Here is a 21,288-nt window from a genome sequence, read left to right as displayed (position 1 = left end):
TTAAGCTTCAATATTATCTATTAATAAAATAACCCGGCGTATTTTTCTACCCTTTCTCTTTAAAAGTGATCCGCATAGCCATTCTCAACGTTAGTTTAACCAGTCATGATTCAATAAATTAACGCCAAAGGAAAACATTATGCTCAATGTTCGTTTGCCTATCGTCGCCTCTGTATGGTTACTTGCAGGGCAGCTTGCTCATGCGAATGTTGAAGTCACATTTGTGGAAAGTGCGCCCAAAGACCTATTCATCTTACACAATACCAGCCAATGCGCTTTGAACGATTTAACCGTTCATCTCGATTTATCGAACAGCGTTGGTCGCCTTATTTTTGATACCACAGCAACCGGTGCAGGCGTTGAGGTTTTCCAACCTTTCGAAGTAAAAAAAGGCAATTTGAAACTGATTTCTGCAAGCGAAGTAAAAGACGGAGATTCGACGCTTTCGTTAAGCATTGAAAACATCGCCGCGAACGATTCGGTCAGTTTCACCATTGATGTGGATGACACGCTGACACAAAGTGAACTCGGTAATATTCGTGTATCAGGCTCTGAAATCTCCAACGCCTTAATAAAAATAACCACCAAAGGACAACAGACCTCTGTCGCAATGTTTGATAACAAAGGCAAAGCCTTGGTGTCACTTCCATCTTGTTAAATAGAATGCTCAACGGCATCAATAAAAGAACCGTTACGGTTCACCATCTAGCGGGGTATTCCGTTTTATGAATGAATGTTACTGCCCAGATTTACTATGCCCAGATTTACTATGACCCGAATTATTCTGATCATGATCAAGTTTCATTACCTTTCAACTGACATTGTGATTGAATGGCGCTAATTAAATTCAGGCATATGAAAACGGAAATGAGCGATTTAACCAGACTAAAATTAACCATACTCGATGGCGGTATTGGACGTGAACTTAAGCGCATTGGCGCGCCTTTTTCGCAACCACTGTGGAGCGCGCAAGCGTTAATAGAAGCGCCCCATTATGTCACTCAAGCGCATCAGAATTTCATACAAGCGGGTGCCGAGATCATCACAGTGAACAGCTATGCCTGTGTGCCTTTTCATCTTGGTGAAGCGCGTTACCAACAACAAGGCGCTGCGCTCGCTCGACAAGCGGCCATCATTGCAAAAGAAGCCGCATCCCATACCAAAGAAGACCAAAACAAGACACCTCAAACTGTACTCGTTGCAGGCTCGCTGCCGCCTCCGCTTGGTTCTTATCGCCCAGACTTATTCGAACAGCAGTCAGCCCTCGATATTTTAACAACGCTATTTGAAGCACAAGATGACTATGTGGACTTATGGCTAGCGGAGACCATTGCAAGCATCGAAGAAGCCAACGCCATCGCCCATGTTTTAAAAGACTCAACCAAGCCTTGTTATTACGCCTTCACCCTGAGCGATGAAATAGGAGAAACGGCAAGATTACGTTCTGGGGAATCCGTCATCGACGCGGTAGAAGCCATCCTGACTAAAGCTACCCTGATAAAAGAAAGAGACGCCATTTTCTTTAACTGCTCCATTCCCGAAGTCATGGAACAAGCCATACGTGACACCACCAGCGTATTAAAAAAACACAATAGACAACTCGATATAGGCGCTTACGCTAACAGCTTTACCCCCATATCGCAGGGCCACGAAGCGAACCTAACGACACAAGGTTCCCGAGACCTATCGCCAGAAGAGTATCTCGTCTTCGCTAAAAAATGGCACAGCCTCGGCGCCACCATCATAGGCGGTTGCTGTGGTATTGAACCCAGCCATATCAAAGCACTAGCGGAATGGAAAAATAGTTTAGGAGAGGTTTAACTACGAATTGTTCCAACCAGCGCAGCTGAAACTTTGTAGCACCTCGAAAAATCACCTTACATTAGCCCATTTTTTACTTTTACCAACTACTGAATGGAATAGATGAATTTGCAATTTCTACCTCTTCGAGACTATGCGATTTAAGTAAACTTCTAATTGATGATATACACCTTCTAGCACTTGGATTTGGTCCAACAATAATTTTTTTTATAGTATTTACATCATGCTTAATAACAGGAATTTTAATATAAGGAACTAAGTGGGAATGCGCTGTTCTGTGATAAATTTCATCGATAGGATTCCTCGCAACCACTCTCCATTCTGCCTCTTCATGAAATCCGTAGTCCTTCATAATTGGCGCACATTCATTGATATAGTTACAAAATTCAGATAATGCCGCATCAGCTTCAGGCTTTCCTTGCCCCTCTAAAGCGTAACGCTGATAGTCAATCACATGATTAACCTGTCCTTTAGAATCCAAGTTATCATAGTCGGCCCTTGAAACCTTTGCTTCAGGAAACTTCTGTAAACATGATTTGACCATTTCAGAGATATGATTTCGTTGTTCCTCATGATCATACAAACACCTTGATAGTTTATAGCCTTTTTCGGAACAATATTTCTCTATTAATTTCTTATCAAAGCCTATACAAATACCAGCACCTTGAGGGCAATACCCCCTCCATTGGCTCAATAAATCTGGCTTTTCACTAAAACTACTAACATAGATATCTTGCTTGTTCATTCTTTCTAACGCATGCCTCATCCCCCATCCAAATGCAGATAAATAATCATCTCCCATATAAATTTTGGCTGAATGGTTTTTAGCAAAACTGAGAGCATGATGAAACTCACTTGAATCATTTAGGAATTCACAATGACTCGCCCAAATACTTTGGCTATTAAGTATGCCTAACAACCCTTCAAGGCTGGTGTAGTGATATAACATTGGAATACCTATAGAAGTTAATAGTGTGCTATTTGCGTTATCCACAGCATGTCATTTCTACTATGAACTCTTATATTCATTGATACTAAGCCTTTTAAAAATAACCGCCAGTACAAATCAATCGCGCCTAAACCGCTTTCCAGTACCCAAAAAAAATGCCGTTAAGAATGTCATCTTAACGGCATTTGATATTCGCTTTATGAACCGACTATTTTAGTCTTGGTTGATAAAGTAGTTGATCACGTAAGCTGGAAGGTCCGCTGCTTTCACAACGATTTGTTCCATTGTGTCACGGTCACGAACGGTCACTGGTGCGCCTTCTTGTTCGATAGAATCGAAATCGACTGTCACACAGATAGGTGTTCCGACTTCGTCATGACGCCGGTAGCCTTTACCTACGTTACCGGTGTTTTCATAAAGAATACGACCCAAGCCCAGCTTTTGAAGCTTGTTTTTCAATTCTTTTGCTAGGGCAACGATCTCTGGCTTGTTCTTTTTAAGCGGCATGATAGCGACTTTGATCGGCGCTAGATGTGGCTTGAATTTAAGCACGGTACGAGTGGTGCCATTTGGCAGCTCTTCTTCTGTGTAGGCTTCTGTCATCACAGCAAGCAAACCACGGTCTAGACCGGCAGAAGGTTCGATACAGAAAGGAATTTCCCACTTGTTCGCTTCAAGGTCACGGATCGCCAATTTCGCAGTAGAGTGTTCGTTCTTTTTCACTTTCGCGGTGATATCAAACTCGTCTTGCGCCTTGGTGTGAGAACCCAAATCATAGTCGGTACGGTTCGCTACACCTTCTAGTTCTTCAAAACCATGTGGAAATTTGTACAAGATATCCACAGTGGATTTTGAATAATGCGACAGATCATCACCGGTGACGTATTCAAACTGAATATTTTCTTCTGCTAGACCTTGATCCAACCACCACTGCTTACGCGCACCAACCCAGAATTCATGCCATTTTTCATCTTCGCCTGGCTTACAGAAGAATTCCAATTCCATTTGTTCGAATTCACGAACACGGAAAATGAAGTTACGCGGCGTAATTTCGTTACGGAATGATTTACCTATTTGCGCAATACCGAAAGGCAAGGTGCGAGAAGTAGAATCCACGACATTTTTGAAGTTCGTGAAAATACCTTGTGCGGTTTCTGGACGTAGATACGTGTAAGAATCTTCGTTTACCATTGGACCGACGTTGGTTTTGAACATCAAGTTGAAATCACGAGGTTCCGTCACATTGGTCGAACCACAGTTGTCACAGACTTTGATGTCTTTCATGTGATCTGCACGCAGACGAGATTTACATTCGTGGCAATCCACCATTGGATCAGTGAACGTGTCTTCGTGGCCCGAATATTTGTAGACAAGTTTGTTTTGGACAATCGCTGCGTCCAACCCTTCTACGTCATCACGTTCGTAAACCATCGAACGCCACCACGCGGCTTTTAGGTTGTTTTTTAATTCAATACCTAGCGGACCGTAATCGTAAGCGCCTTGCATACCACCGTAGATTTCACTGCCTTGGAAAATAAATCCACGACGTTTACATAGGGAGACGAGTTCATCCATTGTTTTAGCTGGCATTTCTAAACACACCTTAAGCAGAATTCATTAATAAGGACACAAAACCCATTTGGCTTCATGTTCAAGCAATCGTTATAGCCGGACATTGTACTCTTTGCCCGTATTTCGCTCAATGGCGATTCATCGATCACCCTATACAAAAAACTTTACACTTTTATGCCAATAAATAGGACAAAACAAGAACATCAATTGCTGTTTTAAAGTCTATTTTGTTAGATAATTCGTATTGTTTACATAATTTTAGTTATTAATCGTATTTACTTCATGATGACAGGTATCGGCATGCGTTCTTATAAGCCAGTAGTGTTTACATTAGCTACTTTGAGCATTCTTCCTCTTCTTTTTGCCACTTACCTAAGTTTGGCGCACGAGTCATTTCTGGGTAAATCGGGAATCACGCTCTTCGCGACCTATGGCGCCATTGTATTAAGCTTTTTAGGCGGGGCTATTTGGGGAAGGGTAATAGAACAGCCGGAATACAAAAATGGTAAAAAACTCCTTATCTCAGCTTATTTCACCATGTCCGCCGCTTGGATTTCTTTACTGTTTATCACACCAGAATTGTCCGTCGCCTTTTTACTGCTTGGGTTGATTACGATATTTTGGGTTGAAGTGCGTTGGTTAAAACAACCAAATACAGATAAGTCCTACCACTTCTCATTGCACTTTGGTCTGACGTCACTTGCCTCTATTTTGCATTTACTGGTGTTGTACCCACATTACTAAACCAACAAAAAACTGATCTAAACGTTGATGAACTGCGTATCACTGTTCGACAATCGAATAAGAGTGATACACCATGTTAACGATTTTTTATGATGGCCATTGCCCACTTTGCGCCGCTGAAATGAAAACATTGCAGTCATTAGACACGCAAAAAAAGCTGCGCTTAGAAAATATTCACGACGAAAATTTCCAACACAACTACCCTTATATAGACCCTATCGAGGCCGATAGATTACTGCATGGTCAATTAGACAATGGTCAGATAATAAAGGGATTGGATGTCACTTGCTTGGCATGGAAACTGGTTGAAAAACACAAATGGATGCAGGCTCTGCGCTGGCCTTTTATTCGCTTTTTCGCAGACATTGGCTATCGTTTTTTTGCTCGCTATCGCCACCAAATTTCGTCTTTTGTCACCGGAAAACCACGTTGTGCGTCATGTCAAAAAGATCAATGTGATTTATAACGTATCACTTTAATGCTCTCTCGTACGTTTAGGAGTTTTAGTATGTCATCATTCTATGCGCTTATTATTGGCGCGAGCAGTACCATCGCCAAAGCCGCCATACGAAAATTCGAAGAGAACTCAAACTGTATCGGCGTCTTTGCGGTCAGTCGATCTTTGTACGTTCCGAGTGAAAGCACCAAAACCACTTACCTAGAGTGCGACAATACAGAGTCCGGTATTAGCGAAGTTTGTCAAATCCTTGCACCATTGGCAGGAAGAATAACCAAGGTTTTAATCTGTAATGGCATATTGCACGATGAAAGCATCATGCCAGAAAGGAAATTAGAAGAGATTAGAGCGTCTCAACTCGAAGCGGTATTTCATGCAAACAGCGTTGTCCCCATGTTGTGGTTAAGCCAGTTGTTGCCTATTTTGCAAGGCGACAGAAATACTCAAGTTGCCTTGTTTAGCGCTCGAATAGGCAGTATTTCGGACAATAAAACAGGGGGTTGGTACAGTTACCGAGCCTCCAAAGCAGCGTTAAATATGTTGATCCAAACCAGCTCCGTGGAATACGCCAGAAGAGCGAAAAATGTCAAACTCATCTCGTTTCATCCTGGCACCACAGACACGCCGTTGTCTAAACCGTTTCAGCGCTCTGTCCCAAAAGATAAATTATTTAGCGCGGACTTCGTGGCAACGCAATTATTATCCATTATGGAACACGTCAAAATGGATAATAAAGCAGCTTACTTAGACTGGAACAATCAGCCGATTGAGTGGTAACCCATCCCTTACCTTTCGCCCCTTAGATCATATCCAAACTGAGAAATAAGCGTGGCTCTTCTGCACTGACCATAGGAGAGCGATGAACGACTCCGAAGCCTAAAGAAGTAGGCCATTCATTTCCTTTCATCAACGCCACATCGCCTGCCTTTAATTGATTGACCCGACCTTTTTCATGCAACCCACTGTTGTGGTCAGCGACATGGCCACCATGACCCAAATGCGCTCTGACAACATGCGCTTCATGTAACCACTCACTGCCAACGCCCGCGTAAGTAGATACCAATCGACAAGGAATTTTATCCACATGAAAACGAGGACACATCGCATTGGATAATGCCGTTAAACGCAATCCAACGTTATCAAGGTCGAACAAACACGCAAACATATCGACCAACAGCGCGATGTCTTTTAAAAATGCTTCTTTGCCTGGAAAATCCGGCAAGACACGATGTAATAACACCTCAATTTGCGCTGAATCACCCTGTGACTTGAAAGCAAAATTAGGCGACGACGTTAAGAGTGAGTGGGCATAAGCTGACAACAGGCCCAGAGGCCTTTCCCAAACCGCCATGTTGATGTTGTCTTGATAGATATCTGCCAACACCGCTTGATTAGACGATTTCGCCACACTCAATAAAAATGACTTATTGAGTGTGGCTTCGGAATTGGCGTCCTGTGAATACGTGCCCGCAGGCACTCTGGATAAACTAACACTCTCCTGCATCGATACGCTTCCTATATGAATTGATACAAAATACAAGACGTAATGTTATGTTATAACAAAACATAAATAAAGAATTGATTTCATATCGACGCATCAATCAACGAGAGCAAGAAAGCTTCATTCGTTATACACAAGATATGCTAGATAAGAATAAACTGGGGATTAGGCATTGTGGTGTTGTATTGAATTACCTTCTCGCGGAAGAAGGATTTTGAATGAATTCGAGCAAGCCATTGTCGACTTCCCCGAAGTAGTAAAATATTAGACGATTTCTAACGAGATGAATGACAGTTTGAACGTGACTGGATTTATAAATATTTACTTCAACAGCGGATCGTCTTTTGGGAGATGCTTTTGAATCCACAACGCCAATTTGTGCTTCATACTGGGCAAGTCTTCTTTGTCTGCTGGCAGTCCAACAATTAGCTTGTCGAGCACTAATAATCGATAAATAGACTCTGTTTTTTCATTCGCTGACATGGTGGCAGAAAAACCGTCATAGCCTCGTTTCAGCGCGTAATTTTCGCCAACTTGAATGGCTTTTTTACTCAGCGCCACTTCATTTTTAATCTTCTTCATATTTTTCCTTAGCTATTGGTTTATCAAGACATCAATCCACAGGATACGATTGTCGACACATCTGATAAAAATACGATGTAACCTCATTATCTGACTTTATCAGCTTTTTAAGCCCATCCAAGTAATTCTATCGAATAAAGTCTAAAAACCACTTAATAAACACAATGTTACCGATCGTTAATGTATTAAAAAAGCAAGGGGATACGACTAAAGGCTAAGCGATAAAATCAACAATTGTCGACAATCTAACTTGATAAAGTCGTAAAACACGACTATAAATAGGAACATTGTCAACAATGAAGTATTTTAGCCCCTTATGACGAACCTTATTTCCATCAAGTCAGCCACCTTGTCAGAAGATATTGCCCAGCAGCTTACCAGCGCCATAGTGCAAGGCCATATTCCTCAAGGCAGTAAAATATCAGAGCCGGAACTCGCCAAACAATACGGTGTTTCCCGTGGGCCATTAAGAGAAGCCATCGTCAAGTTAGAAGGCCTTGGCTTGGTAACACGCACCGCCAATGTTGGGGCTCGGGTTATCCAGCTGAACATACAAGACATGCTTGATACTTTCACGATGCGTGAAGCCCTAGAAGGTATGGCAGCAAGGCTCTCAGCCACCACCATGCACGCCAAAGAAGTCAGCAGTTTGTATGCCCTGCTCGACAAACATCAAGCCTATTTAGATGACAACCAAGACGAGCATTATGTACAGCAAGGCGGCAACGACGATTTCCACTTGCGCATTATTCACGCTAGCGGCAACGCCAAACTCATTCGCCTTTTGACCGAAGAATTGTATGCCGTGATCCGCATGTATCGTCGACATACTGCCGATCAACGCAGTGATCCACGCCAAGCATTGCGAGAACACAGAGCCATTTTAGATGCGATAGCCAATCACGAAGGTGATTTGGCCGAGTTGCTTATGCGTCGACATATCAGTCGCGCCAGTCAGCTATTAAAGAAAGCGATGGAGCAAACCGCCCTCGCTTCTCATTAAAAAATAAGAGAGGAAAACGATGACAAAACGTTCAGCTGGCGCCCGCTTTAGACAAGCCGTCGCAACACAATCCCCCTTACAGGTTGTTGGTGCCGTCAACGCCTATTGCGCCATGATGGCGGAACAAACCGGACATCACGCGATTTATTTATCGGGTGGCGGTGTTGCCAACGCCTCTTATGGCTTACCTGATTTGGGCATGACCGATTTACACGATGTGCTGGAAGATGTACGCCGTATTACTTCTGCCTCAGAGCTGCCATTATTGGTTGATATCGATACAGGGTTTGGTGGCGCATTTAACATCACCAGAACCATTCAGCAAATGGAAAAAGCCGGTGCAGCGGCAATTCACATCGAAGACCAAGTACAACAAAAACGCTGTGGCCACCGTCCAAATAAAGCCATTGTTAGCCAAGACGAAATGGTTGATCGTGTTAAAGCCTGTGTTGATGCACGTATTGACGACAGCTTTGTCATCATGGCACGTACCGATGCATTAGCCGTTGAAGGCATGGAATCCGCTATCGAACGTGCCATCGCTTGTGTCGACGCTGGGGCCGACATGATTTTCCCAGAGGCCATTATCACCTTGGAGCAATACAAAGAGTTTGTCGCCGCGGTAAAAGTCCCTGTCTTAGCGAATATTACCGAGTTTGGCGCCACTCCATTGTTCAGTAAAGAAGAACTCGCCAGCGTCGGTGTGGATTTGGTGCTTTACCCTTTGAGTGCCTTTCGTGCCATGAACAAAGCCGCACTCAACGTCTATCAACATTTATTAAACGACGGTCATCAGCGTGACGTCGTCGATTCTATGCAAACGCGTAATGAGCTTTATGAATTCCTGAATTATCACGAATACGAAGACAAACTGGATGCGCTCTTCTCAAAAAAATAAGAGCAAAAACGTCATCCTAGTAATTAGCTAACCTTTCCATTAAGAATAAAAAAGGAGATATACAATGGCTAAAATACTTTCTGGCGCCGGTCTACGAGGCCAAAGCGCAGGCGAAACCGCACTCTGTACCGTGGGTAAAGCCGCTGCAGGGTTAACCTATCGTGGTTACGATATTGATGTACTCGCCGACAAAGCCAGCTTTGAAGAAGTGGCGTATCTTTTGTTGTACGGCACTTTGCCAAACCGCACACAGTTGCACGACTACGAACACAAGCTAATGAGTTTGCGTAGTCTGCCAGAGGAACTGAAAGCCGTTTTGGAACTTATTCCAAAAAACGCTCATCCAATGGATGTGATGCGCACTGGCTGTTCTTTTTTAGGCAACCTTGAGCCAGAGCTGCCTTTCGAAAAACAACCCTCATTAGGATTACACACGGCCGACCGATTGATCGCCACGCTGCCTGCCATGGTCGTGTATTGGTATCGCTTTACTCATGATGGGGTTCGTATTAACACTCACAATGCGCACGTGCCGTCTTTGGCTGGGCATTTCTTAACCATGCTACACGACGCGGAACCGAGCGAGCTTCACGCGCAAGTGATGAACGCATCGTTGATCTTGTATGCAGAACATGAATTTAACGCATCGACCTTTACCGCTCGTGTTTGCGCGTCGACGTTATCGGACATGCACTCTTGTATTACTGGTGGCATCGGGAGCTTACGCGGGCCGTTACATGGCGGCGCAAATGAAGCGGCTATGGACATGATAGAACCGTGGCAATCCGCCGACGAAGCCGAAACGGCATTACTGCAAAAACTCGCCAATAAAGAAAAAATCATGGGCTTTGGCCACGCTATTTACAGTGAACGAGACCCTCGAAATGACATCATCAAAAAATGGTCTAAAAAACTCAGCGAAGATGTTGGAGACGACCATTTATACGCTGTATCCGAACGCTGTGAAGCCGTGATGTGGCGCGAGAAAAAACTTTTCTGTAACGCCGATTTCTTCCACGCCAGCGCGTATCGCTTTATGGGCATTCCGACCAAACTGTTCACGCCTATTTTCGTGTGTTCGAGAGTCACTGGCTGGGCCGCCCACGTCATGGAACAGCGCGCCAACAATCGAATTATTCGACCCAGTGCCGACTACATCGGCCCCGATCATTCTGAATGGGTGGACATCGACCAACGTCATTAGCCTTAAATCACATTCAACATTATTAAGACACAACACACCGTTTTCAAAGGATAAAAAATGAGCGCCAACGTAGAGTTAAATAACCGCCCTGATTACGACCAAGTCATTCAGGACATTGCTGACTATGTCATTGATTTTAAAGTCGAAAGCCAAGAAGCACTCGACACGGCACGTAACTGTTTAATGGACACACTTGGTTGTGGGTTGCTGGCTTTGCGCTTCCCGGAATGTACCAAGCACTTAGGACCCATCGTACAAGGTACTGTGGTACCAAATGGCGCGCGCGTGCCAGGCACCTCGCTGTCGCTAGACCCCGTCAAAGCCGCGTGGGACATTGGTTGTATCATCCGTTGGCTTGATTACAACGACACTTGGTTGGCGGCCGAATGGGGGCATCCATCAGACAATCTAGGCGGTATTTTGGCTGTGGCCGATCACTTGTCTCAAGTTCGATTGTCCAATGGCGAAGCGCCATTAACGATGCGTGAAGTATTAGAAGCCATGGTAATGGCACACGAAATTCAAGGCGTCATCGCGTTAGAAAACTCTTTTAATCGCGTGGGTTTATGTCACGTGTTATTGGTACGAGTCGCATCTGTCGCCGTGGTGACCAAAATGATGGGTGGCGACCGAGAGCAAATCATGGCCGCCATTTCACAAGCGTGGGTTGATGGCTCGGCATTAAGAACTTATCGTCATGCGCCAAACGCGGGATCACGTAAATCGTGGGCAGCGGGCGATGCGACATCACGCGCTGTGCGTTTAGCAGATATGTCGATGCGTGGTGAAATGGGCATTCCAGGTGTACTAACGGCAGATCAATGGGGGTTTTATGACGTATCTTTCTCGAAAACCAACAAAGACCAAGCCATCAAACCAGACGCGCAACGTCAATTTTCATTCTCTCAAGACTATGGCACCTATGTAATGGAAAACATCTTGTTTAAGATTTCTTTCCCTGCAGAATTCCATGCACAAACGGCCGCTGAAGCCGCGGTAACCTTACATGCTCAAGTCAAAGATCGTTTGGCCGATATCAATAAAATCGTCATTCGCACTCACGAATCCGCGATTCGCATTATTTCCAAATCCGGTCCATTGGCCAACGCCGCAGACCGCGACCATTGCTTGCAATACATGACGGCCGTGCCATTGGCCTTTGGCAACTTAATTGCCGAGCATTACGAAGACGACTTCCATGCGACCCATCCGATCATTGATGAACTGCGTAACAAGATGGAAATCGTCGAAGACAAGCGCTTTACCACTGAATATCTAGAAGCAGATAAACGCTCTATCGCCAATGCGATTCAAGTCTTCTTTAAAGACGGCAGCAGTACAGAAGAAGTCGTGGTCGAATACCCTGTAGGGCATCGACGCCGCCGCGTAGAAGGCATCCCTTTGTTGGAGCAAAAATTTAAAAATAATTTGGCGACACGTTTCCCGAATCGCCAATGTCAAACCATCTTCACGCTGTGTAAGGATCAAACCACGCTTGAGAATACGCCTGTAAATCGCTTTATGGATTTATTCGTTACCGCGTAAGCGCATTTTATGATCAGACACGCTTAGCATCATTCAAAGCACTCATTTTTATGGGTGCTTTTTTTTGGAAAAAACCTATTTGACAGGCATGTTTTAAAGTTTCAACATTGGCCTCCTTCTGTTAAATAAATTGTAAGTTGTTGTTTTAAAGTGTATATCTAAATAAAATGAGAATGAATCTCAAAAAAACCAAGCCCAGTAAGGATAATCTGCATAATGATTTCTTTCTTAAAAAAAGCCTCTCTCCCAAAGCAATTAGGCCTAGGGACGCTTTTCTCTGTTTTACTCGTGTTTACTCTTTTAGTGTTTATTATTGGAAGACTATTCAGTTACGAAATTAATGACATTGTCAGTAGCCACCAAAAAAAAGAAGCCGCGTTGGTTGCCGAACAACTAGAAAATAAGTATCAACTACTGATAAAAATAGCGGAAGGTTTTGGTGGCGTATTGAGCCAGCAGCTTAAGTCTGTCGACATTGATACCAATCGAGTCTCTCAATTAGGCAATCAAACCGTTCCAACTGTACTTTTGAATGGCGCCACCTTAAATGGTCATTCACAATATCTGACCGATTTTGCAACCGCTTCCAACTTAGAAGTCAGCTTGCTAATGAAAACACCCAAAGGCTTGACTCGAATCAGCACTACGTTGATAAATGCGAGCGGTATAGAGATAAATGGCAGTCTTCAAAATGACCCTATTGCCACGAAAGCGCTGCAAAATGGAACGGATTTTACCGGAAAAATTAAAATACAAAACGAGCGATATGTGGGACATTATGCCCGCGTCTCAGGCCAACCTAACTTGTTAGTAGAGCTGCTGATTCCTTACACCACTATTTTGAAATCTTCTGCCGCCTCTATTAATGCCATGAGATTTGGCAAGAGCGGTTACATTTATGTCACGGATACGGGTAAGAATGAAGGCGATATCCTCATTCATCCTAGTCTGTCTGGCAAAAATCTTTACTCCCTTTTTCCAGAGTTAAACGACACCTTCAAAAAAATGTATCAAGAAGACAACGGCGTGGTGTCTTATTCACTCAAGGTCACAGGCCAAGACGACAAAGTTCGTTCGTCCAAGGCCATTTATCAGCACGTAAAAGGCTGGAATTGGGTGGTAACGTTAAAATCCTACAATGATGAATATCAAGAAGAGATCAACGGTATTCTGTCTCTTATTACCGGAATTTCCATCGCCGCAGCGGCCATGCTGAGCATTATTTTATGGCTATTCATTCGTAGCGCGCTTTCTCCTTTGAAAGAAATATCTACGGCACTTCATTCTCTTGGAAACGGAAATCTCGCTTTCCGTTTTTCTAAGAAACAAGACAACGACAGTCGTAATGAAATCGCATTGCTTCAAAATGACACCATTATTATGCGTAACAACTTGATTGCACTGGTTAACAACATAATGACGTCCAGTAATGAGCTATTAAAATCGACTGAAGGCATTTCATCGGCCAATCGTAATTTACGTGAAAGTGCTCATGACAGTCAGGGCGCCAGTGCTCAGGTTGGTTCTGCCATTACTCAGATCGCCGCGTCTATTCAAGAAGTCGCACAGAGCTCTAACCAAGTATCAGAAGAGTCCATTGAGGTTAGAAAACTAACGGAAGAAGGCAACAGCGCAGTCAAAAATGTAGAAACGACAGTCAGCGCACTGTCTTCCGCCTTTAGCAAAGCCTCTGATACCATTAAAGAAGTAGAAAGCAGCTCGAAAAACATTGGTGACGTTGTGACTGTCATTAATAATATTGCCGAGCAAACTAATTTATTGGCATTGAACGCCGCGATTGAAGCCGCGCGAGCAGGTGAACAAGGCCGAGGCTTTGCGGTGGTGGCAGACGAAGTACGCGTGCTTGCACAACGAACGCAGCAATCCACAGAAGAAATTCGAAACGTCGTCGAAATACTGCAAAACAACAGCCGTTCTGCTGTGAGTGATATGGAACAAGGTCGCAATCAGGTTGACAACAGTGTGCAGCAAGCTCACCACGCCAACACACTGCTAAATAGAATCTATCAGTCGATTCAAAATGTCGAAATGGGGATTAATAATGTTGCCTCGGCAACAGAAGAGCAAAGTGTGGCCTCCACTCAAATTCGCCAGAATTCAGAAGATCTACAGCGATCAGCGCAAGGCACACTGACATTGGCCAGTACGTCTGAAGAACACAGCGAACACATTCGTGAATTGACCTCGAAGCTGCAAAAAGACTTATCCATCTTCACCTTAAAATAGACAACGAGAGCGCTTAGCGTTGGCGCTTCCTTGTGGTCACAGTATGATAGTGTGATCACAAGGAGATTTTATGCATTCATCTGACAACCATCGCCATTGTTTTTTATTAACAGGCTCAATTAACGAGGTTTTGTCGGATTTTTTACACTTGTGTGAACGTCTTTCCACGCCGCTGATTTGTGCCTACGATGTGACTGAATACAATCAGCTGAACACATCAGTATTGGACGATTCATCGATAGAAACACCTTCATTCCGCACTTGTTCCTTTAAACAAGTTCGACAAGAACTTGGCAGCACACATGATGCAATCTTGGTGGATCTGACCCATGGCGTTTCTGCCAGTGCACTAGCAATTTTAGCGGGAACAGTGCGAGGCAACGGCGTATTCGCGATTGCTTTACCGGATGGCAATTGGCTCAAGATGGTCGACCACGATCTGCCTCGTTACTTGCCATGGCCTTATGAAAGCAAACAGATTAATTCGAGTTTTAAACGGTTTCTACTGAGCCACCTATACAACGACTCTTCGCCTTTTAAAACCATTCAGTCCCATCAAGTACAATCTAATCAAGTGCAACCCAATCCATTACAAGCTTTGCCAGCATTGGCTTCAATAGAAGAAAATGCGCCATTAACCAACGAACAGGCCAAAGCGCAGTCTTGTTTGTTTAATGAAGCCGCCAAGTCTTATGTGCTTATCGCCCCTCGCGGACGGGGAAAGTCCACCTTATTGGGCGACAGTCTGGCTAAAATGCTGCAAGCAAATAAGAAAGTCGCCTTAACGGCGCCCAATCAAGCCGCGATTCAAACCTTAAAAGCTCGATTCGAGTACCTGTTAAAAGAAGCCAATCTAGACGCCCCGCTACCTTTCTACGCTCCCGACGCCTTGCTCACTAATGAAGCAAAATGGGACATGCTATTTGTGGATGAAGCGTCGATGATTCCTGTGCCTTTGCTGATGGCACTCAATCAAAAAGCAGAGCATTGTCTTTTTAGTACCACAGATTATGGCTACGAAGGAGCAGGAAAAGGTTTTGGTATTCGCTTTTGCCGTTATTTAGAAGCGCAATCCACAGCTAATATGTTGCCTCTTCAGTCGCTCATATTGAACAGACCTATACGGTGGGGGGAAAATGACCCACTGGAAATTTGGATCAACGATTGCTTCTTTTTAGCACCAAATCAAGGTGAAGAAATACCCTTTATTCAAGCTGAATCGGCCTCATTTGCTCAGGTTTACAAAGCCGTCGTGGGTGAAGCGTGGCTAACTCAGCCAGATTTATTAGCTCGTACCTTCCAATTATTGGTAAGCGCTCACTATCAAACATCACCTGATAACTTACGCTGGATACTAGATGACCCTTCTGTTTCGGCTTATCTTTCCTTACAAGGCTCGGCAGTAAATAGTGTGGCGATTATTACCGAAGAAGGCCTATTGCCAAACGAGCTTAGCTTAGCCGTTCTGCAAGGAACTCGTCGGCCTCGTGGTCATTTGGTGCCGCAATCTTTATTAGCGCATGAAGGAATAGAAGACGCCGGACACTACCGTTACTGGCGTATCAGCCGTATCGCAACTCAACAAAGCGAACAGAGCAAAGGCCTAGCGAGTCGATTACTCAGTCATATAGAAAACACTGCAAAGAACCATTTAATAAAAGAAACCGTACCATGCGACTTCCTTAGCACCAGCTTTGCCGCTACCTCTGATGTCGTCGCCTTCTGGCTGAAAAATGGTTTTATACCTGTACGTCTTGGCACAACGAAAGACCAAGCCAGCGGCTGCTACTCGTTGATGATGGTGAAACCGTTAAATGAAAACGCACAGGAAAAAGCATCGGTCTGGCATCAAGCGTATTTGGCCAATCTTGCCATCAACTTACCGAGGGATTACCCAGATATAGACGCGAACTTAGCAAACAAACTCAGTAAGGGGGCCCTGAACACAGAACCGTCAGCAACCATTCTTAGCGAAAAAGACCAAAAAGACCTCGCTCTGTTTGTGAACCACCACAGGCCGTACCTTACTATTCGAGCGCAACTCACTCGTCTCGTAAAGCACGCGATAACTCATAAGCAACTGACAACGACCCACAAAGATTATTCACTACTAAACACCGTGATAACACAATCGGCAGGCGAGATAGATTTTACCGCTTTTGGATTAAAGACAAAGAAGCAAGTAGAGAAACATTTGAAGTTGCTTGTAGAAGAGCTGTTGCGATCAAGAGCTTGAAGTCTTGATTTAAAAACAAAAAAAGGGAGACCGTAAAGTCTCCCTTTTTATGCTGTTTGTTTAGCGGCTTGTTATGCTCTTTTAGAGGCTCTCAACATCCAAGCTGTCTTCTCGTGTATGCGCATACGGTCAGACACAAGTGAGGCAGTGGATTCATCGTCCGCACCTTGTGCTATTTTTAATACCTGACGAGCCGTTTTAATGACCTGTTCATGCCCTTTGGTAAGCAAATCAACCATCTCTGATGAACTTGGAACACCGTCTACTTCTTTAATGGAGCTGAGTTTAGCAAATTCTTTGTAGGTTCCAGGTGCTGGAACATCAAGTGTTCGAATACGTTCGGCAATATCATCAACAGCCGTCGCTAGTTCCGTATAATGCTCTTCAAACATCAAATGTAATTCACGAAACTGCAATCCGGTTACATTCCAGTGAAAGTTATGCGTTTGTAAATACAGCGTGTAAGAGTCCGCTAAAAGTCGTTTTAAACCGTCTGAAATTTCCGTTCTGCTTTCTTTGTTTATGCCAATATCTATATCAGTCATGCTCTTTCTCCATGCTAAGAATTGTTATTAACCATAATGTCTTATATGAGGCTCATGATCGTTAACACAACCCCCCAAAAGAAAATCATCAGACATTGATATAAATGATTGATACAAATCATAGAGTCTGGGCGCATTAAGAACCTTTATGAGCGGACAGCCACCCATAGTAAAAATAATTTTGTGCGTAATCTCACCCATTCTATTTTTTAGATAAGACACATTAAGTAAAAAAACCACTCGGTGTGGGATTATTTTCCTTTAAAATCATCATGTTAATATAATAGTTAAAGAGTTGGCATAGATTGTGTAAACAGTATGACTAAGCATCACCTGTTTTGCTCTGTCTATCTATAGCAAAAAACTAGACTAAAAAAACAGGTACACAATAATAATTCAGTTTTTGGAGTTTCATAAAAATGAAAAAAATCAGCCTTGCTCTTACCTCTTTAGCACTCGCTCTTTCTGCCGGTACAGCCGTTGCAAACTGTGATTCAGGTGAACGTGTTGTCAAATTCAGCCACGTTACCGGTGGTACAACTCACCCTAAAGTCGTTGCAGCAAATAACTTTGCAGACCGTGTAAACAAAGAAATGAATGGCAAATTGTGTGTTGAAGTTTTCCCTAACTCCACATTATTTGGTGACTCTAAAGAACTTGAAGCCTTACTTTTAGGTGACGTTCAACTATTGGCTCCATCACTGTCTAAATTCGGTTCTTATACTGACAAATACGGTGTATTTGACCTACCTTTCATCTTTAAAGACATGGACCATGCCATTCGATTTACTAAAACCAAAGAAGGCAAAGATCTATTGACTGCGATGGACGAATACGCAGGTTTTGTTGGTCTAGGTTACTGGATGTCAGGCATGAAATATTTTTCTGCCAACAAGCCGCTTATGGTACCTAGCGATGCAAAAGGCATGAAATTCCGCGTACAAACCTCTGACGTTGCAAAACAAATGATTGCAGCAATGGGTGCTTCTCCACAAGCGATGGCATTCTCTGAAGTATACGGCGCATTGCAGACAGGCGTTGTAGACGGACAAGAAAACACTTGGTCAAATATCTACACGAAAAAATTCTACGAAGTTCAAGACAGCACAACGGAAACAAACCACCAGTTGTTGGCTTACTTGTTCATGACATCGTCTGAATTCTTGAAGAGCCTTTCTACAGAAGACCGTGCTCAGTTCATGCAAATTGCGGATGACGTAACTCAAGAAGCAAACTTGAATGTAAAAGCAGCGGAAGCGGCGAACCGTGCCAACATTTTGAAGGCAGGTGGCAAGATCAATTCTTTGACTCCAGCACAACGTCAAGAATGGGTGGATACCATGAAACCTGTTTGGACTCAGTTCGAAAGCTACATTGGTAAAGATCTAATCAAAGCCGCTGCCGGCGCTTAATTAAATCTCTACCCAGCAGTAAGCTGACCCTCTTGGGTCAGCTTTTGCGATTCTCCCCACTCGCTTAAAAACAATACTTTACCTATTGATTAGTTAAGCCAGTTTACAGACTCCGCAGCACTGCTTTTTATTTGTTCAGGTCCACTTGTTTAGGAGACCCCCATGGCACATTGGCCGCATCTTTATTTACTTATCTTTATTCTAATCCTTTGGGCATTAGAAAAGCGCTTCCCAAAAGTCATGGAGCGGGCAGAAGAGAATCTATTAATCATCGTTATTTCTTCTATTATGGCGGTATCGTTTGGGCAAGTAATCGCTCGATACGGCTTTAACACTGGCTGGGATGCTGCGCTTGAATTTAACACCGTTGCCTTTTCTTGGTTAATCCTTCTAGGCATGAGTTATGGCATCAAAACAGGCCTTCACCTTGGTGTCGACATTGTCTTAAATGCTGTACCAAAACGTATATCCAAAGGCTTATCTATGTTTGGTGCCGCGGCGGCTATGCTGTACGGCTTGATCCTGCTTGATTCCACTTGGCTGGCTATGCTCGGCGTAGACGTTAGTGGTGGCGCGATCGAGTATTGGCTAAAAATGTTCAACATTGGCATAGGTTCAAATGAACTTCGTTACCCTGAATTCGTACAAGAAATGTTTGGTTTACGCCCTCGCGTACATCGCTGGATCGTTCTTGTTATTTTGCCAATCAGTTTGGCTCTACTTTCTTACCGTTCTTTGCAAGCTTTTATCGATATTGCGCGCGGCAAACGCGACATGTTGATCAGTGGCCATGAAGCACAAGAACTTGTCGAAGAAAACAAAAACGTCTTGAAAGACTAGCGCTGGAGCTTAATTGTGGAATCTATCATTCTATTTTCCTTGGTACTAATCCTGCTATTTATTGGCTTGCCGGTTGGTATCTCGTTGGGCTTATCGTCCATATTGTTTATTACTTTTTTCTCACACGACTCTTTGTCGTCTGTTGCAATATCCCTGTTTGGGGCTGGTCAGCACTATACGTTGCTGGCTATCCCGTTTTTCATTATTGCCTCGTCTTATATGTCGACCGGTGGCGTTGCAAAGCGTTTAATTAACTTTGCGATTGCCAGTGTAGGTCACTTCCGAGGCGGCTTGGCGATGGCGTCTGTGTTGGCATGTATGATGTTCGCGGCATTGTCTGGTTCATCTCCAGCAACGGTTGTGGCCATCGGTACGATTGCTATTGCAGGTATGACGCAAGTGGGTTACTCAAAAGAGTTCGCCGCTGGCATCATCGCTAACGCAGGCACATTAGGTATTTTGATTCCGCCATCCATCGTCATGGTTGTGTACGCGGCGTCTGTTGACGTGTCTGTTGGCCGTATGTTCTTGGCGGGGGTTATTCCTGGGTTGATGGCTGGCGGTATGTTGATGCTGGCGATCTACGTGGTTGCTCGTATCAAGAAGCTACCCGCTGAAGAGTGGAAAGGCTTTGGTCATTTGATTCGTGGTGGTAAAGAAGCAGGTTGGGGCTTGTTCCTTGTCGTTATCATCATGGGTGGTATTTATGGTGGTGTGTTCACACCAACTGAAGCCGCTGTCGTTGCAGCCGTTTACTCTATGTTCATCGCGTTATTTGTTTATCGTGACATGGGCCCTTTGAAAGGCAAAACATGGACGAATGATGAAGACGCGCCACACGCTCGTGTTGGCTTTAACGGTACCGTTTATGGCGTGTCGTTCTTCCTAGTATGGGAAATCATGTCTTTCTTTATCTGGGCAGACAGCGAAACCATTACTGGCGGTGACCGTGCTGTTTGGGGCGCGATCATGTCTGTCGCGCTAGCGATCTTCTACGTCTACAAACGCGCAAGCAAATTGGAACAATCCATCGGCGTATGTTTAGCCGCTGGCCTACCAATTTGGGGTCGTAACTTGTCTATGATGCTACGTGGTTTCTTCCCGTCTTTGTTCGGTGAAGAGTCTCGTAAAGTCATGCTAGAAGGCACAAAAACCACCATCATGCTGATGTTTATCATCGCTAACGCCTTGTTGTTTGCTCATACGCTTTCTGCAGAACGTATTCCACAAATGATCACCGAGTGGATGCTTGGGGTTGGCTTTAACTGGTTTACCTTCCTTGTTGCGGTGAATATCTTACTCTTGATTGGTGGCCAATTCATGGAGCCTTCTGGCCTATTGGTTATCGTGGCGCCAGTGGTGTTCCCTATAGCGATGGAACTGGGTGTTGACCCAATTCACCTAGGTATCATCATGGTAGTTAACATGGAAATAGGTATGATCACACCGCCGATCGGTTTGAACCTGTTCGTTACGTCGGGGATTACCGGAATGAGTTTGGCGCGTGTGGTAAAAGCCGCTATGCCATTCGTTCTCGTATTGATGGTGTTCTTGGTATTGGTTACTTACATTCCAGCACTGTCTACAGCATTACCGTACAGCATTATGGGGCCAGAAATCGTTCAATAATGGTTTCAGCTCTACAAAAGATCATACAGTTCAGCGCCCTTCGGGGCGTTTTTTTTACTTTAAAAAAAGGCGTAAACAGATGATTAAAAGAAGTCATATTACA

General features: G+C 44.0%; 19 protein-coding genes. 14 read left to right on the top strand and 5 right to left on the bottom strand.

Translation table 11 applies throughout. The features are described 5' to 3' along the window. The first annotated feature begins 139 nt into the window (after window positions 1-139). Both MP3633_RS03075 and MP3633_RS03070 read left to right on the top strand, forming a co-directional pair. Window positions 140-658 carry an aggregation factor core gene (locus tag MP3633_RS03075; protein ID WP_176334434.1) on the top strand — a complete coding sequence of 173 codons (519 nt, stop codon included), beginning with the start codon at window positions 140-142 and terminating at the stop codon, window positions 656-658. A gap of 209 nt (window positions 659-867) precedes the next feature. Continuing rightward, a complete protein-coding gene (locus MP3633_RS03070; protein WP_176334433.1) occupies window positions 868-1,821 on the top strand; it encodes a homocysteine S-methyltransferase family protein in 954 nt (317 codons plus the stop codon). A 79-nt stretch (window positions 1,822-1,900) separates the two neighbouring features. Here MP3633_RS03070 and MP3633_RS03065 read toward each other — a convergent pair whose 3' ends face one another. Continuing rightward, the gene (locus MP3633_RS03065; protein WP_217909048.1) at window positions 1,901-2,815 is read right to left on the bottom strand and encodes a DUF2971 domain-containing protein; all 915 of its coding nucleotides are present in this window, start codon (window positions 2,813-2,815) and stop codon (window positions 1,901-1,903) included. A gap of 168 nt (window positions 2,816-2,983) precedes the next feature. Further along, window positions 2,984-4,360: a glycine--tRNA ligase gene (locus MP3633_RS03060; protein ID WP_176334432.1), complete on the bottom strand. Its 1,377-nt coding sequence runs from the start codon at window positions 4,358-4,360 to the stop codon at window positions 2,984-2,986. A 282-nt stretch (window positions 4,361-4,642) separates the two neighbouring features. Between MP3633_RS03060 and MP3633_RS03055 the strand changes: the two genes are divergently transcribed. From MP3633_RS03055 to MP3633_RS03045, 3 genes are all read left to right on the top strand, one after another. Next, on the top strand, window positions 4,643-5,086 hold the full coding sequence (locus MP3633_RS03055; protein ID WP_176334431.1) for a DUF3429 domain-containing protein: 444 nt from the start codon (window positions 4,643-4,645) through the stop codon (window positions 5,084-5,086). Between the two features lie 73 nt (window positions 5,087-5,159). Beyond that, the gene (locus tag MP3633_RS03050) at window positions 5,160-5,552 is read left to right on the top strand and encodes a thiol-disulfide oxidoreductase DCC family protein (RefSeq protein ID WP_112136728.1); all 393 of its coding nucleotides are present in this window, start codon (window positions 5,160-5,162) and stop codon (window positions 5,550-5,552) included. Window positions 5,553-5,594: 42 nt separating this feature from the next. Continuing rightward, on the top strand, window positions 5,595-6,320 hold the full coding sequence (locus MP3633_RS03045) for an SDR family NAD(P)-dependent oxidoreductase (RefSeq protein WP_176334430.1): 726 nt from the start codon (window positions 5,595-5,597) through the stop codon (window positions 6,318-6,320). Between the two features lie 22 nt (window positions 6,321-6,342). On the opposite strand, the gene MP3633_RS03040 is transcribed toward MP3633_RS03045, so the two are convergent. Continuing rightward, window positions 6,343-7,047: a DUF1826 domain-containing protein gene (locus MP3633_RS03040; RefSeq protein WP_176334429.1), complete on the bottom strand. Its 705-nt coding sequence runs from the start codon at window positions 7,045-7,047 to the stop codon at window positions 6,343-6,345. A 318-nt stretch (window positions 7,048-7,365) separates the two neighbouring features. Continuing rightward, window positions 7,366-7,626 (bottom strand): DUF5062 family protein, encoded by a 261-nt coding sequence (locus MP3633_RS03035; protein ID WP_112136722.1) that lies wholly within the window; start codon window positions 7,624-7,626, stop codon window positions 7,366-7,368. A gap of 316 nt (window positions 7,627-7,942) precedes the next feature. On the opposite strand from MP3633_RS03035, the gene MP3633_RS03030 reads away from it, so the two are divergent. The 6 genes from MP3633_RS03030 (at window position 7,943) to MP3633_RS03005 (ending at window position 16,759) form a co-directional block, all read left to right on the top strand. Then, window positions 7,943-8,629, top strand: a complete 687-nt coding sequence (locus MP3633_RS03030; RefSeq protein ID WP_176334428.1) for a GntR family transcriptional regulator — start codon at window positions 7,943-7,945, stop codon at window positions 8,627-8,629. Between the two features lie 19 nt (window positions 8,630-8,648). Next, window positions 8,649-9,527 carry a methylisocitrate lyase gene (prpB, locus tag MP3633_RS03025; RefSeq protein ID WP_176334427.1) on the top strand — a complete coding sequence of 293 codons (879 nt, stop codon included), beginning with the start codon at window positions 8,649-8,651 and terminating at the stop codon, window positions 9,525-9,527. A 64-nt stretch (window positions 9,528-9,591) separates the two neighbouring features. Further along, complete coding sequence (gene prpC / locus MP3633_RS03020; protein ID WP_176334426.1) at window positions 9,592-10,731, top strand: bifunctional 2-methylcitrate synthase/citrate synthase; 1,140 nt, start codon at window positions 9,592-9,594, stop codon at window positions 10,729-10,731. Window positions 10,732-10,788: 57 nt separating this feature from the next. Then, on the top strand, window positions 10,789-12,276 hold the full coding sequence (prpD, locus tag MP3633_RS03015; RefSeq protein WP_176334425.1) for a 2-methylcitrate dehydratase: 1,488 nt from the start codon (window positions 10,789-10,791) through the stop codon (window positions 12,274-12,276). A 216-nt stretch (window positions 12,277-12,492) separates the two neighbouring features. Then, a complete protein-coding gene (locus MP3633_RS03010) occupies window positions 12,493-14,523 on the top strand; it encodes a methyl-accepting chemotaxis protein (protein WP_176334424.1) in 2,031 nt (676 codons plus the stop codon). A gap of 70 nt (window positions 14,524-14,593) precedes the next feature. Further along, a complete protein-coding gene (locus MP3633_RS03005) occupies window positions 14,594-16,759 on the top strand; it encodes a tRNA(Met) cytidine acetyltransferase TmcA (protein WP_176334423.1) in 2,166 nt (721 codons plus the stop codon). Window positions 16,760-16,830: 71 nt separating this feature from the next. Here the strand turns inward: MP3633_RS03005 and MP3633_RS03000 are convergent, their stop codons facing one another. Next, a complete protein-coding gene (locus MP3633_RS03000) occupies window positions 16,831-17,304 on the bottom strand; it encodes a Dps family protein (RefSeq protein ID WP_112136706.1) in 474 nt (157 codons plus the stop codon). Between the two features lie 419 nt (window positions 17,305-17,723). Between MP3633_RS03000 and MP3633_RS02995 the strand changes: the two genes are divergently transcribed. The 3 genes from MP3633_RS02995 to MP3633_RS02985 all read left to right on the top strand — a co-directional run bounded on the left by MP3633_RS02995 (window position 17,724) and on the right by MP3633_RS02985 (window position 21,185). Further along, the gene (locus tag MP3633_RS02995; protein WP_112136704.1) at window positions 17,724-18,716 is read left to right on the top strand and encodes a TRAP transporter substrate-binding protein; all 993 of its coding nucleotides are present in this window, start codon (window positions 17,724-17,726) and stop codon (window positions 18,714-18,716) included. A gap of 162 nt (window positions 18,717-18,878) precedes the next feature. Beyond that, on the top strand, window positions 18,879-19,556 hold the full coding sequence (locus tag MP3633_RS02990) for a TRAP transporter small permease (protein ID WP_112136702.1): 678 nt from the start codon (window positions 18,879-18,881) through the stop codon (window positions 19,554-19,556). Window positions 19,557-19,571: 15 nt separating this feature from the next. Further along, complete coding sequence (locus MP3633_RS02985) at window positions 19,572-21,185, top strand: TRAP transporter large permease (protein ID WP_112136700.1); 1,614 nt, start codon at window positions 19,572-19,574, stop codon at window positions 21,183-21,185. Window positions 21,186-21,288: the final 103 nt, after the last annotated feature.

Origin of the sequence: Marinomonas primoryensis (assembly GCF_013372285.1) — a bacterium.
In the GTDB taxonomy this organism is placed as follows: domain Bacteria; phylum Pseudomonadota; class Gammaproteobacteria; order Pseudomonadales; family Marinomonadaceae; genus Marinomonas; species Marinomonas primoryensis.
Note: the sequence above shows the minus strand (reverse complement) of the source record. Positions and strands in the feature narration are given on the sequence as shown.